Source organism: Bradyrhizobium sp. (genome assembly GCF_035570375.1).
Taxonomy (GTDB): Bacteria; Pseudomonadota; Alphaproteobacteria; order Rhizobiales; family Xanthobacteraceae; genus Bradyrhizobium.
Genome location: NZ_DATMLW010000232.1, coordinates 54,694 through 68,399, shown reverse-complemented (window position 1 = coordinate 68,399; position 13,706 = coordinate 54,694). Strand labels below are relative to the sequence as shown.

Sequence of the window (13,706 nt, the reverse complement as noted above, 5' to 3'; positions counted from 1 at the left end):
CATGCAGCGGCGCCTGGAATCCAATCGCGGCGGTGCTCGCCGGGATATCATGCACGCGGCCGTCGGTGATCATGAAGGCGCCGGCGACGCGATCGACCGGCACGTCCGACAGCGCCGATGACAGCGCGCCGAACAGATGCGTGCCGTCGGTCTCGCCGTCGGCTTGTCCGGCCTCGACGACGCGCACTTCAAGGCCCTTGATCTTCTTCAGGCTGTCAACCAGCGCCTCCTGCGCCTTCGCCGTCTCCTGCGTGCGCGTGCCAAAGCTCTGGCTTGGGCTCTTGTCGACGACGACGGCCACCACCGATGAGAGCGGCTCGCGATCCTCGCGGGTGAAGGAGGGATTGGAAAGCGCGAGCACGATCAGCGCCAGTGCTGCCACACGCACCGCCCAGCCGCGCGAGCGCGCCAGCAGCAGCAGGCCGGCGATCACAGCAATCGCCGCGATCGCGACCCAGAGCACGAACGAAGGAACCAGCGGCGTAAAGGCGATGCCGTAATTCATACCAATATCCTACTGGCCGAGCCGCTCGATGAGCGCCGGCGCGTGCACCTGGTCGGCCTTGTAGTTGCCGGTCAGCGTGTACATCACGATATTGACACCGGCGCGGAAGGCGAATTCGCGCTGCCGTGGTTCGCCCGGCGACATCGGAAGCATCGGCTGTCCGTCGGGACGGATCGCCCAGGCGCCGGCAAGATCGTTGGAAGTGATGATGATCGGCGAGACCCCGTCGCCGCCGCGGGCGGGATGGGACGCGGCGTCTTCGTCGTCCTCGCGCGGCAAGGTCTCGACCCAGGTCTGACCGGTGTCAAACCGGCCGGGAAAGTCGCGCAGGAGATAAAACGTCTTGGTGAGCACATGTTCGCGCGGCACCGGTTCAAGCTCCGGAATGTCAAGCGACGAAAGGATGTTGCGCAAGGTCAGCATGCCCGGCGTCTGCGACGCGCCACTGTCTCCCGGCGAAGCCTCGACGGCATCGCGCGTGTCAAACAAGACCGTCCCGCCCTGTTTCATGTAGGCGTCGATGCGGTCGATTGCCTCCTGCGGCGGCTTCGGTGCGCCCGGCACGACTGGCCAGTAGATCAGCGGGAAAAACGCCAGTTCGTCATGAGCCGGATCCACCCCGACGGGATCGCCGGCCTCGAGCGCGGTGCGTTGCGCGAGAAACAGGGTCAGACCCGACATTCCCGCCTTGACGATCGAATCGACGTCGGCGTTGCCGGTGACCACATAGGCAAGCCGCGTCTGCGTCGTGGCCTTGATGGCGAAATCGTCGGCGCCGTCGGCATGGGTCGGTGACGGCGCGGCCAGGGGCAACAAAAGTGCGAGCGCCAGCACTGCCGTGGCGGAGCGTCGCCTCAACAAGGCAGCAATTCCGCCTCCGAGCAGCGCGACGATCACCGCGTCGATCAGGAACAAGGAAAGCGAGGAGGACAGCAGGATGCCGCGCAAATCACGCGGTTCGGCATTGGTGTAACTCGCACGCCGGGCGCGAAGGCTGGCGGTGTCGAGCGGTGCGATGCGGTCCGCCGCGGCAAGCGTATTCACCGCGAGCGGGCCGTCGGCAGGGCCGTAGAACCCGGGCGGATGGTCCAGCGTCGCCCGGTCGCGGAAGTCGGCCGCCACCGGCTTTGCGGTCGAGGGCGGTGGCCCGAATGCGCCAAAACCGTCGAGCGTGCGCAGCGGCGCCACCGTTTCGGCATTGGTTTCGCTGGCGACGCCGGCGCCCGGTCTGGACGTGTAGCCGGAAGTATCGACGATCCGCCGCAGCATTTCGACGAAGCTGCCGGACATCGGCAGATCCGACCAACGCATGTCGGCACTGACGTGAAACAGCGCCAGCAGACCCTTGCCGCGGCGCTCGCCGGTGACGAGCGGCGTTCCATCTTCCAGCGATGCCCAGCTTTTCGTTGCCAGCACCGCGTCCGGTTCGGCCAGCACTTGCCGGTTTACCGTGATGTCCTTCGGGACCGCGAGGCTGGCGAACGGTCCGTCGGCGGCAAAGGCGGCGAGGTGCTGCGGCTTCTCCCAGGTGAGGCTGCCGCCGAGGATACGGCCGCCGCGGCGCAGCTTCACCGGCACCAGTTCGTCGTCGGCTTGCGCCAGGCGCGGCCCGGCAAAGCGCACCAACACGCCGCCCTGGTCGATCCACGCATTGATGCGTTCGCGAATTTCGGGCGACAGCGTACCGACATCGGCGAGCACGATCATCGGCAGCTTCTGGTCGAGGAATTGCGCGATCGCCTGCTGGGGTGCGCCGCGTTCGCCCAAACGCACGTCGGCAAACGGCGAGAGCGCGCGGGAAAGATAGAAAGTCGACGCCAGCAAGGGCTGCGCGGTATCGCTGGTCGAACCGCTGACGATACCGATCGCGCGGCGGCGCCATCGCTTGTCGAGCAGCTGCACCGCACCCGCCGATCGCTCGCCGGATATTTCGAGCCGGGCGATGTCGTTGCGCAATTCGACCGGAAGGTCGAAGGCGGCTTCGGTCTCGCGTTCCCTCGGCGCAAAGGAAAAGCGCGCCTCGCCGATCGGCGCGCCCTTCTGGTCGAGCCCGCGCACGACGCCCACGCCGGCGCCGCCGTCGGCGCGCAGCACCTTCACCGTCATTTTCGCCGCCGCATTTTCGGCCGCCGCCAAGGCGAGCGCGGGCGGTGTGCCGCCCTCGAAAATCGTCAGCGTGCGATCTCCGATGGCCTTGCTCAGGCTCTTGAGAAATTCCTCGCCGCGGCCGGTATCGACGCCGTCGGTCAGCCACGCGATCTCGCAATCACCGCTCGCCCTGAGAAAGCGCTCGATCGCTGGTACCGTTTCTACTCGTTCGATCGAATAGGGCTTCGGTGCAAGCTGACGCAGCGCGACGCGCGCGGTGCCCCCGGTCATGATCGTGATGTCTCGCGTGGGCTCCGACAGTGGTACCAGGGCAACGCCACGCCGGTCGTTGTCGGCATTGGCGATCAATTCGTCCGCGGCTCTCACTCTTGCATCCCAGCTGCCGGCGGCACTCCAGCCGTCGTCCAGCAGGATCGCCAGCGGAGCCTTGGATCCGGCGGCAATGGTGGAGGGATTCCAGATCGGACCGGCGGCCGCCAGAATGATGAGCGTAGCGGCGGCCAGCCGCAGCGCAGTCAGCCACCACGGCGTGCGCGAAGGGGTCTCCTCCCTTGGCGCGATGTCGAACAACAACCGCGTCGGCGGAAATTCGATGCGCCGCGGCCGCGGCGGCATCACCCGCAACAGCCACCACAGAAACGGCAGGCTCAAAAGGCCCAGCAGCAGGGCCGGTTCGGCAAACGACAGCGGAAGGCCTGCGATCATGCGCTTCGCCTCGCTTTGACCGTCGTGCCGCGGACATTGCCTTTGCTCACCATCATCCCGGAATGCAGGAACAGGAGCAGTTCGGCGGCCGATCGGCTGGTGGTATGGGTCGAGAACAGCCAGTCGAGCTTGCCCGTCTCATCGCGAATCTGGTCGCGATGAAGCGCCACGCGGGCAACGTAGTCATTGGCCCATGTCTCCGCGCGGCCCGCGATGATGACGTCGCCGCCTTCCGGCTCGACGAACTCCACGCGGCCGGAATACGGGAAGCTCTCCTCCGCCGGATCGACGACCTGGATCAGCGTGCCGTGGGCGCCGGATGCCGCCAATCCGGCCAGTATGTTCCGGATCTCGCCGATCGGCGACCAGAAATCCGACAGCACCACGATCTCGGAAAGCGCCGAAGGCACGAAGGAGGGCGGCAGGCTGGGCCGCGCCGCGTCGTCATGCAGCATCGCCTCCGCGATCTTGTCGATGATGTTGCGGCTTGCGCTCGGATTTGTCAGTCCCGGAACGCCAACGCGCTCGCCGCCGGCGACCAGAAGCTCGGCCAGCGCAAAGGTGACGATCAGGGCTCGCTCCAGCTTGCTGTCGCGCGCTCGCTTGGATGCAAACGCCATCGATGGCGAACGGTCCGGCCACAGCCACACCGTGTGCGCGGCCTCCCATTCCTGCTCGCGGACATAAAGATGATCGTCGCGGGCGGAGCGGCGCCAGTCGACATTTTGCGACGGCTCGCCCGAAACAAAACGGCGGTACTGCCAGAAGCTCTCGCCCGCGCCTGCGCGCCGCCGTCCGTGCAGGCCGTGGATGACATTGGCCGCGATACGGCGAGCTTCCAGCACCAGGCGCGGCAGCGAAGCGGCGAGCGTTCGGCTTTCGCCATCGGCACGTCGGATTGCTACAATCTCCCTGGCTGCTTGCTCGTTATCTGCGGCCATCAACCGATCCGCGTCTTCAATTGTTTGATCACATCGGGAATGGTGCGGCCTTCGGCTCGCGCCGTGAAGGTCAGCGCCATGCGGTGCTTGAGAATAGGCTCGGCGAGATCGAGCACGTCGTCGATCGAAGGCGAAAGACGCCCGTCGAGCAGGGCGCGGGCGCGCACGGCGAGCATCAGCGACTGGCTGGCGCGCGGACCCGGACCCCAGGAGATCAGCTTGCCCGCATCTCCTCCGTCCGGTCCCGGGCGCGCCGAGCGCACCAGCGAGAGGATCGCTTCGACGACCGAATTGCCGACCGGCAGCCGCCGCACCAGCCGCTGCGCCGCGATCAGGATTTCGGCATTCATCGCCGCATGGGCCAGCTTCTCTTCCGCGCCCGTGGTTTCAAACAGGATGCGCCGCTCGGCGTCGCGATCCGGATAATCGACGTCGATTTCCATCAGAAAGCGGTCGAGCTGGGCTTCCGGCAGGGGGTAGGTGCCTTCCTGTTCCAGCGGATTTTGCGTCGCCAGCACATGGAAGGGTTTTGGCAGGTCGTGACGCGCGCCAGCAACCGTAATGTGCTGTTCCTGCATGGCTTGAAGCAGCGCCGACTGGGTGCGCGGGCTCGCGCGGTTGATTTCGTCGGCCATCAGGAGCTGTGCGAATACGGGCCCGGCGATGAAGCGAAAGGACCGCTTGCCGGAGCTGCTCTCGTCCAGCACTTCCGCGCCGAGAATGTCTGATGGCATCAGGTCCGGCGTGAACTGGATCCGCTTGGCATCCAGCCCGAGCGTGACGCCCAGGGTTTCGACAAGCTTGGTCTTGGCGAGACCGGGGACGCCGATCAAAAGCGCATGGCCGCCGGACAGGATGGTCACCAGCGTGTTCTCGATCACGCGGTCCTGGCCGAAGATCACGGTGGAGATCGCTTCCTTGGCGCTGCGGATTTGCCCTGAAACCTGCTCGGCCGAACGGACGATCACGTCCTCGAGTTTTTCGACGCTGTCAGCGCCAGCCATTATCGTTCTCCTGTGCCTCTAACTTTTACCGGTGCGCCGGAACGGGGGGCACCAGAGACGCCGCCAATCGCGTCGTCATGCCGTGAACCCCATGCTAAACTTAGGGGAAGATCATGTGTTTGTTGAATTAAACTATCCCCATATTATCGGCAATTAAGTGTATGAACGGCATCACGATGTAGCGAACTGATCCGGGATGATACGGATCGGAACTTTTCCGCGCACACGTCGCAATTCCTGCACCAATCGTGCCAACACACGCGATCAGACTCAGGTCAAACCATGGCGAAGCAAGGGCGGAAACCGAATCAAGCTCTGGAAGGCCTGGTGGTTGCTGCCAAGGACGCTGCAAAAGCCGGAGCCACCGAAAGAGGGCTTCCGCCGGTGCATTTGTGGAATCCGCCCTTCTGCGGCGATCTCGACATGCGAATCGCCGGCGACGGCACGTGGTATTATATGGGGACACCGATCGGGCGCCCGGCGCTGGTCCGCCTGTTTTCGACGATCCTCAAGCGCGAGAACGGCAAGCACTTTCTCGTGACGCCGGTCGAGAAGGTCGGAATCCGGGTCGACGACGCGCCTTTTCTGGCCGTGGAGATGCTCGAGGAGCGCGACGAGAGCGGTCCGCGCTTGCGGTTCCGGACCAATGTCGATGATTGGGTGGCTTGTGACTCGACGCACCGTTTGCGGTTCGAGGCGGCCGCCGATGGCGGGCTCACGCCCTATCTCCATGTCCGCGCCGATCTCTGGGCCAAAGTCACCCGCGCGATCTATTATGATCTGGTAGACAAGGGTGAGGAGCGGATGGTCGATGGCCGTCAGATGTTCGGGGTCGTATCCGCAGGCGAATTCTTCGCGATGGCGGATGCGGAGCAGGTGAGGGGCGCATTTTGAACGAGGCGATCTCGAGGAGTGATCCCGCCGCGATCAGTTCGGCGGAGTTTTTCGATCGGGCGCATGCACGGCTGCGCTTCGACATTCCCGAAGGGCTGACCGACGCAAGCCTCATCCCCGTGAGCGGGGATCACGGCACCGATCATATGCTGGAAATCATCGCGCGCGAGCAGCCGATCCGGCCCGCCGCGGTGCTGGTGCCGGTGGTGGACCATGCCGAGCCCACCGTGCTTCTGACCCAGCGCGCCGCGCATCTGAACGATCACGCCGGCCAGATTTCCTTTCCGGGCGGCAAGATCGATCCGACCGATGCTTCCCCGGTCCAAACGGCCTTGCGCGAGGCGGAAGAGGAAATCGGCCTGCAGCGGCAATTCATCGATCCGATCGGCTATCTCGATCTCTATGGAACGAGCTTCGGCTTTCGCATCCTTCCGACCGTAGCCAGGGTGAGGCCCGGCTTCAAACTGCGCGTCAACCAGGCCGAAGTCGACGATACGTTCGAGGTCCCGCTGGCGTTCCTGATGAATCCGGCAAACCATCAACTGCACAGCAAGCAGTTCCGCGGCGTGGAGCGCACCTTCTACGCCATGCCGTATGAGGAACGTTACATCTGGGGCGCCACGGCCGGAATCCTGCGCGTGCTCTACGATCGGATCTGGAAGTCATGATCCGTCCGGCCCTTACCGAGATCGGAATTTTTCTCATCCCCTTCGCGGTCTATGCACTGTTTCTGGTCGCGACGCGCTCGGGACTGCTGGTGACGACGTCCTGGCCGATGCACACGATCGGAAAATTGTTGCTCGGCTCGCTGCTGCTCGTTCTGGTCAGTCTATTCCTGCTTGCTCAATATTCGGGAGCGCCCCCGGACTCGACCTACTTCCCAGCTCATATCGAGAACGGCAAGCTGGTTCCGGGAGTCGAGCGATGAGCGAGGTGCGATGGCTTGATGGTGCATCCTGGCTCAAATCCGGCGCTGCCGCGCGTGTGCTGAATCTCCTGAACGGCGACGGCGAAGAAGCGCGCGTGGTCGGCGGCGCCGTCCGCAACGCGCTGTTGAACATCCCGATCGGCGACGTCGATATCGCGACCACCGCTGTTCCCGAAGAGGTAATCCGTCGCGCCAGGGCAGCCGGCATCAAGAGCGTGCCGACCGGCGTCGAGCACGGCACGGTGACGCTGGTGATGGATTCGCATCCGTTCGAGGTCACGACCTTGCGCGAGGACACCGAGACGTTCGGCCGCAAGGCGAAGGTCGCCTTCGGGCGCGACTGGGAGCGTGATGCGGAGCGGCGCGACTTCACCATCAACGGCCTGTCGGTCGATGCTGCGGGGCGGGTGCACGACTACGTCGGCGGTCTGGATGATATAGCGGCAAGACGCGTGCGTTTCATTGGAGACCCGAACCAGCGGATCTCGGAGGATTATCTGCGCATCCTGCGCTTCTTCCGCATTCATGCCGCCTATGGCGCCGGCGAACCTGATCGCCCCGGCTATCTGGCTTGCATCAACGCCCGGGCGGGCCTTGTAACGCTCTCGGCCGAGCGCGTCCGCCTCGAAATGCTCAAGCTGATGGTCGCGGATGGCGCGGCGGTCTCTGTCGCGGCGATGGCGGAAGGCGGACTGCTGCTGCCGGTTTTCGGCGGCGTCGCCTATCCAGGCCCGTTCAGCGCCATGATTTCCATTGAACGCGCGCTCGGCCTTGCGCCGGACCCGGTTCGCCGGCTCGGCGCGCTCGCGGTTGCCGTTACCGAGGACGCCAAACGGCTTTCGACACGCCTGCGGTTGACCAACGCCGAGACAAAGGCGCTCGATTCCATGGGCCATCGCTGGTGGCGGCTTGGTGGAATGAACGAGGACACCGCCAGGCGAAGGCTCTATCGTTTGGGCGAAGATCGCTACCGCGATCGGCTGTTGCTGGCGTGGGCGCGCTCGGGAGACGACAGCTCGTCTGCGTCGTGGCGGCAGCTTGCCACCCTGCCGGACCGCTGGGTGGCACCGAAGTTTCCGCTCAAGGCGTCCGATTTCATCGCGCGCGGAATTGCCCAGGGGCCGCTGCTGGGGCAGGTGCTCGGCTTGGCCGAGGACGCCTGGCTTGCGGCGAATTTTCCGCTCGATGAATCCGCACTCAAGGCCATCGCCGACCAGGCCGTTGGCCGTTTTGCCCGCGACGACTAGTGCGGCGAGTTGGATCGAATTCGCCGCTTGTGGTGCAGGAACTTCAATAGGCGGCACTAGCCCCGTGAATCTGATTTCCGGCTTTGCCGACATTTCGCTGGTGCAACTCCTGCTGGTGGCCTGCGTCGCGCTGATTGCGTCCGTCGTCGGCGGCCTTGCCGGATACGGAACCGGCGCGCTGATGCCCTTGGTGTTGGTTCCCATGATCGGCGCCGAGCCGGTGGTGCCGATCATCGCGATCTCGGCCTTTTCACCAACTTCAGCCGCGCCACGGCCTATCGCCGTTATGCCGACGGCCGCCGCGCGTCGGTCGTGATCCTGGCATCCGCCCTGACGACCGCGCTCGGCGCCTACGGTTACACCAAACTGACCAACGCAGGTGCTGCGACGGTGATCGGCACCATGTTGGTTCTGAGCGTGCCGTTGCGCCGGCTTGCCAGACGACGCGACCTGCGCATCGGAGATACGGGGCTCGCTCTCGGCGCGGTGAGTTACGGCATCGTGGTGGGCGGCACGTCGGGATCGGGCGTGATCCTGCTGTCGTTATTGATGGCAGCGGGGCTCGAGGGCGCGGCCGTGATCGCAACCGACGCCGTGATCTCGCTCGCCACCAGCCTCATCAAGATTTCCGTGTTTGGCCTGGCCGGCGTCGTCACGGCACAGGTGCTCGCCTTTGCGATCCTGATCGGCGCGGTCGCGCTGCCGGGGGCATTTCTCGCCAGAGCCTTTGTCGAGCGCATGCCCTTACACATCCACACCGCCGTTCTCGATGTCGCGGTGATCGCCGGCGGCATGGTGATGATTTGGGCGGCAGCGCGGCAACTGGTTTGAGTTCGGTCAGATGCGCGCTACGGCCATTTCACTTCCGGCGGCATCGAGGAGAGGATGGAATCCACATTGCCACCGGTCTTGAGGCCGAAAATGGTGCCGCGGTCGTAGAGCAGGTTGAACTCGACATAACGTCCGCGCCGGATCAATTGCTCCTCGCGATCGACATCACTCCAGGGCACCTCGAAATTGCGCCTGACGAGTTCGGGGTAGATTTTCAGCAATGCGCGGCCGACGTCCTGGGTAAAGGCAAGATCGGCTTCGAAATCGCCCGAATCGTGCCAGTCATAGAAAATGCCGCCAATCCCGCGCGCCTCGTTGCGATGCGGCAGGTAAAAATATTCGTCGCACCATTTCCTGTATTTTGCGTAGTTGGCAACGGCGGCGTGAGCGTCGCAGGCACCTTGCATCGCGGCGTGAAAGGCAAGCGCGTCGGGATCGTCCTCGGCGCGTCGCCGCTCCAATACCGGAGTGAGATCGGCGCCGCCGCCAAACCACGCCTTGGTGGTGACGACGAAGCGGGTGTTCATATGCACCGCCGGTACATTCGGATTGCGCATATGCGCGATCAGCGAAATGCCGGACGCCCAGAAGGCGGGATTGTCGGCGGCGCCCGGAATCTGGCTGCGGAATTCGGGCGCGAATTCGCCATGCACCGTCGAGCAATGGACGCCCACTTTTTCGAACAGCCGCCCGCGCATCAGGCTCATCACGCCACCGCCGCCGGGCTGTCCGGTATGGTCGGTGCGCTCCCACGGCGTGCGAACGAAGCGGCCGGCGTTGCCCCGATAAAGCGCCGCCGGTGCCTCGTCCTCCAGACTTTCAAACGCCGCGCAGATGTCGTCGCGCAAGCGCTCGAACCAGCTCCTGGCGCGCTCCTTGCGTTGTTCGATCACGGAAATATCCATCTAGAGTGCCTGACCCCGCGCGGTGGGACCGCTTTGCCGCAGCGCCTCGCCCAATGCCATCGCGGCGGCGATTGCGACGTTCAGCGAACGCAATCCCGGCTTGACCGGAATCACCAGCCGCGCGTCGCAGCCGTCAGCTACCGCCTGCGGGACGCCGGCGGTCTCGCGCCCGAACAATAGAATGTCGGACGCAGAATAGCGAAAATCCAGATAGGGCGTGGCACCCTTGGTGGTGAAGAGGAGAAGGCGATGGCCCATCTCCTTGCGCCATTGTTCGAATTTCGTCCAGGAATCGTGGCGCGTCCAGTTCACCTGATCGAGATAATCCATCCCCGCCCGGCGGAAAAGCCTGTCCGACACGGCAAATCCCGCGGGCTCGATGATGTGGGCCGGGACGTCCATACACGCGCAGAGCCGAAGGATCGTCCCCGTGTTTTGGGGAATATCGGGCTGGAAAAGCGCGATCTGCATGATGTGCCGCCCTTCCAGTGGAGTGGGTTTGCCGCGCGCTCGAAAAGCGAATGTCAAATCCCAAACTCCACTAGATTCTTATATTTGCTAGTGGTCCTTGGATTCTACCATTCGCAAAAGTGGCCGCTAAGAAGGGATGCGAATGTTAGAATCGGACCACTAGTCTGCTCCCGAAATGTCCCGAAAAATCATTGCCCCGCGGGGAATTCGTGCATTGCACGGTAGCCAGCCGATAGCGGGCTTGCGCTCGTCCGGCAAGGGTGCCAATAGAACGATTCTGGACCGCCCGTTTTGGCTTGAATGGGCGAGGAACAGAGGTCTTTCTGCCGCCGCGGGGGGTGCGCGGGCGCCGGCAAGTCGCTCGGGTGCCGCCTGGCACGCCTGGGGCGGCTCCGCTGGCAGCAACCCTAGTCCGCTGGCAGCAGCCTTAGAAAGGGTTTGGAATCGTGACGACAGCGTCTTCGGTGGATACCAGCCGCCGTGATTTCCTTTTTGTTGCAACGGGAGCCTTCGCCGCCATCGGCGGGCTGGCCTCGCTGTGGCCGTTCATTTCCCAGATGAATCCGGACGCCTCGACGATTGCGGCCGGCGCGCCGATCGAAGTTGATCTCTCCCCGATCGCCGAGGGGCAGGACATCAAGGTGTTCTGGCGGGGCAAGCCGATCTACATCAGCCATCGTACCAAGAAGCAGATCGAGGAGGCCCGCAGCGTGCCGCTCTCGAGCCTTCCGGATCCGCAATCCGATCAGGCGCGGGTCAAGGAGGGGCACGATCAGTGGCTGGTCGTGATCGGCATCTGCACCCATTTGGGCTGCATCCCGATCGCCCATGAGGGAAATTACGACGGCTTTTTCTGCCCCTGCCACGGCTCGCAATACGACTCCTCCGGTCGTATTCGTCAGGGGCCGGCGCCTGCCAACCTGGCAGTGCCGCCCTATCAATTCGTTTCCGACACCAAAATCCAGATAGGCTGAGCCCCGGATATCCGGGACTTCGGGCCTGTCGCGTCTTACTCCCCCTAGGGATCGCAACATGAGCGGACCATCCGACTACCAGCCGACCAATTCCGCCTTGAAGTGGATTGAACGGCGTCTTCCGATCTTCGGTCTCATGCATTCCTCGTTCGTGGCCTATCCGACGCCGCGCAACCTGAATTACTGGTGGACTTTTGGTGCCATCCTGTCGCTGATGCTGGGCCTGCAGATCCTTACCGGCGTCATTTTGGCGATGCACTACACGCCGTATGCGGATCTCGCCTTCCGCTCGGTTGAGAGCATCGTGCGGGACGTCAACTACGGCTGGCTGCTGCGCAACATGCATGCCACCGGCGCTTCGATGTTCTTCTTCGCCGTCTATGTTCACATGTTCCGCGGCCTCTATTACGGGTCATACAAGGAGCCGCGCGAGGTGTTGTGGATTCTCGGCGTCATCATCTACCTCCTGATGATGGCGACCGGATTCATGGGCTATGTGCTGCCGTGGGGCCAGATGAGTTTTTGGGGCGCCACCGTCATCACGAACCTGTTCTCCGCCATTCCCTATGTCGGCGACAGCATCGTGACGCTGTTGTGGGGCGGTTACTCCGTCGGCAATCCGACCCTGAACCGCTTCTTCTCGCTGCACTATCTGTTGCCGTTCGTGATCGCGGGCGTGGTGGTGCTGCACGTCTGGGCACTGCATGTCGCGGGGCAGAACAATCCGGCCGGCGTCGAGGCAAAGACGGAAAAGGACACCGTGCCGTTCACGCCTTACGCGACCATCAAGGATCTGTTCGGCGTCTCCTGCTTCCTTCTCCTCTACGCGTGGTTCATCTTCTACATGCCGAATTATCTCGGCGAGGCCGATAATTACATTCCGGCCAATCCCGGCGTGACGCCGCCGCACATCGTGCCGGAATGGTACTATCTGCCGTTCTACGCGATCCTGCGTTCGATCCCGAACAAGCTCGCCGGGGTGATCGCGATGTTCTCGGCGATCCTCGTGCTGGCGTTCCTGCCGTGGCTCGATACCGCCAAAACGCGCTCGTCCAAATATCGCCCGCTGGCGAAACAGTTCTTCTGGATCTTCGTCGTGGTCTGCGTGCTGCTCGGCTATCTCGGTGCGCAGCCGCCCGAGGGCGTCTATGTCATTGCGGCCCGCGTCCTGACGGTGTGCTACTTCGCCTATTTCCTGATCCTGCTGCCGCTCCTGAGCCGGATCGAAAAGCCAAGGCCGGTCCCGAACTCGATTGCCGACGACGTGCTTGCCAAGTACGGCAGCAAGACGCCGCCGATGGTGTCGACGGTGATCGCGCTGATGGTGGCAGGCGCCTTGTTCGCCGGCAGCACGCAGAATGCGAAGGCCGAGGAGCAGGACACGCCGCCTTCGCAGAAATGGTCGTTTGCCGGTCCGTTCGGCAAATACGATCGCGGCGCCTTGCAGCGCGGTTTGAAGATCTACAAGGAAGTCTGCTCCAACTGCCACGCGCTGTCGTACATCGCATTCCGCAATCTCGGCGATCCCGGCGGTCCCGGCTATACGCCGGCGCAGGTGGCGGCGTTCGCTTCGGAATACAAGATCAAGGACGGCCCGAACGATCAGGGCGAAATGTTCGAGCGGCCCGGCCGGGCGGCGGACTACTTCCCTTCGCCATTCCCCAACGATCAGGCGGCGCGCGTGGCCAATGGCGGCGGTCTGCCTCCCGACCTTTCGCTGATTACGAAAGCGCGCTCTTACGAACGCGGCTTCCCCTGGTTCATCTTCGACTTCTTCACCCAGTTCCAGGAACAGGGCCCGAACTACGTCGCAGCGATTTTGCAGGGTTATCAAAAGAAGCCCGCTGGCACCACGCTGCCGGAGGGCACCTTCTACAACAAGTATTTCCCCGGCCATGCCATCAAGATGCCGCAGCCGCTGACCAAGGGGCAGGTGACCTATGACGACGGGTCGCCGGCGACGCTGGAGCAATACTCCAAGGATATCGCCACCTTCCTGATGTGGGCGGCAGAGCCGCAAATGGAAGCACGCAAGCGCCTTGGCTTCCAGGTGTTCGTGTTCCTGATCATTTTCACCGGACTGATGTATTTCACCAAGAAGAAGGTCTGGGCCGACGCGCACTGACGTCCACACGTCCCAGCACCTCGAAAAGGCCCCTGCGGGGGCTTTTTTGTTGGGCGAGCATCGTCGT

At 63.7% G+C, this 13,706-nt stretch carries 11 protein-coding genes and 2 pseudogenes; 7 read left to right on the top strand and 6 right to left on the bottom strand.

The genetic code is table 11. From position 1 onward, the window contains the following. The 4 genes and pseudogenes from VNX23_RS25295 to VNX23_RS25280 form a co-directional block, all read right to left on the bottom strand. Window positions 1-505 (bottom strand): annotated as a pseudogene (locus tag VNX23_RS25295) (hypothetical protein); the annotation flags it as partial. 9 nt (window positions 506-514) lie between these two features. Further along, window positions 515-3,316 carry a DUF4159 domain-containing protein gene (locus tag VNX23_RS25290; protein ID WP_325634297.1) on the bottom strand — a complete coding sequence of 934 codons (2,802 nt, stop codon included), beginning with the start codon at window positions 3,314-3,316 and terminating at the stop codon, window positions 515-517. Next, window positions 3,316-4,260: a DUF58 domain-containing protein gene (locus VNX23_RS25285; RefSeq protein ID WP_325634294.1), complete on the bottom strand. Its 945-nt coding sequence runs from the start codon at window positions 4,258-4,260 to the stop codon at window positions 3,316-3,318. The genes VNX23_RS25290 and VNX23_RS25285 overlap by 1 nt, the downstream gene beginning before the upstream one ends. Continuing rightward, window positions 4,260-5,264 carry a MoxR family ATPase gene (locus tag VNX23_RS25280; protein ID WP_325634293.1) on the bottom strand — a complete coding sequence of 335 codons (1,005 nt, stop codon included), beginning with the start codon at window positions 5,262-5,264 and terminating at the stop codon, window positions 4,260-4,262. The genes VNX23_RS25285 and VNX23_RS25280 overlap by 1 nt, the downstream gene beginning before the upstream one ends. A 282-nt stretch (window positions 5,265-5,546) precedes the next feature. Between VNX23_RS25280 and VNX23_RS25275 the strand changes: the two genes are divergently transcribed. The 5 genes and pseudogenes from VNX23_RS25275 to VNX23_RS25255 all read left to right on the top strand — a co-directional run bounded on the left by VNX23_RS25275 (window position 5,547) and on the right by VNX23_RS25255 (window position 9,164). Continuing rightward, the gene (locus tag VNX23_RS25275) at window positions 5,547-6,158 is read left to right on the top strand and encodes a DUF1285 domain-containing protein (protein ID WP_325634292.1); all 612 of its coding nucleotides are present in this window, start codon (window positions 5,547-5,549) and stop codon (window positions 6,156-6,158) included. Next, entirely contained in the window at window positions 6,155-6,826 is a 672-nt protein-coding gene (locus VNX23_RS25270; protein WP_325634291.1) for a CoA pyrophosphatase, read from the top strand. Before VNX23_RS25275 ends, VNX23_RS25270 begins: the two co-directional genes overlap by 4 nt. After that, window positions 6,823-7,086: a DUF6111 family protein gene (locus VNX23_RS25265; protein WP_325634290.1), complete on the top strand. Its 264-nt coding sequence runs from the start codon at window positions 6,823-6,825 to the stop codon at window positions 7,084-7,086. The genes VNX23_RS25270 and VNX23_RS25265 overlap by 4 nt, the downstream gene beginning before the upstream one ends. After that, on the top strand, window positions 7,083-8,333 hold the full coding sequence (locus tag VNX23_RS25260; protein WP_325634289.1) for a CCA tRNA nucleotidyltransferase: 1,251 nt from the start codon (window positions 7,083-7,085) through the stop codon (window positions 8,331-8,333). Before VNX23_RS25265 ends, VNX23_RS25260 begins: the two co-directional genes overlap by 4 nt. A 64-nt stretch (window positions 8,334-8,397) precedes the next feature. Continuing rightward, window positions 8,398-9,164, top strand: a pseudogene (locus VNX23_RS25255) (TSUP family transporter). A gap of 17 nt (window positions 9,165-9,181) precedes the next feature. Here the strand turns inward: VNX23_RS25255 and hemF are convergent. Further along, window positions 9,182-10,069: an oxygen-dependent coproporphyrinogen oxidase gene (gene hemF, locus VNX23_RS25250; RefSeq protein ID WP_325634288.1), complete on the bottom strand. Its 888-nt coding sequence runs from the start codon at window positions 10,067-10,069 to the stop codon at window positions 9,182-9,184. Beyond that, window positions 10,070-10,540, bottom strand: a complete 471-nt coding sequence (locus tag VNX23_RS25245; RefSeq protein WP_325634287.1) for a tRNA (cytidine(34)-2'-O)-methyltransferase — start codon at window positions 10,538-10,540, stop codon at window positions 10,070-10,072. Window positions 10,541-10,986: 446 nt separating this feature from the next. On the opposite strand from VNX23_RS25245, the gene petA reads away from it, so the two are divergent. Further along, window positions 10,987-11,514, top strand: a complete 528-nt coding sequence (gene petA / locus VNX23_RS25240; protein ID WP_325634286.1) for a ubiquinol-cytochrome c reductase iron-sulfur subunit — start codon at window positions 10,987-10,989, stop codon at window positions 11,512-11,514. Between the two features lie 58 nt (window positions 11,515-11,572). Further along, the gene (locus VNX23_RS25235; RefSeq protein WP_325634285.1) at window positions 11,573-13,639 is read left to right on the top strand and encodes a cytochrome c1; all 2,067 of its coding nucleotides are present in this window, start codon (window positions 11,573-11,575) and stop codon (window positions 13,637-13,639) included. The last annotated feature ends 67 nt before the right edge of the window (window positions 13,640-13,706 follow it).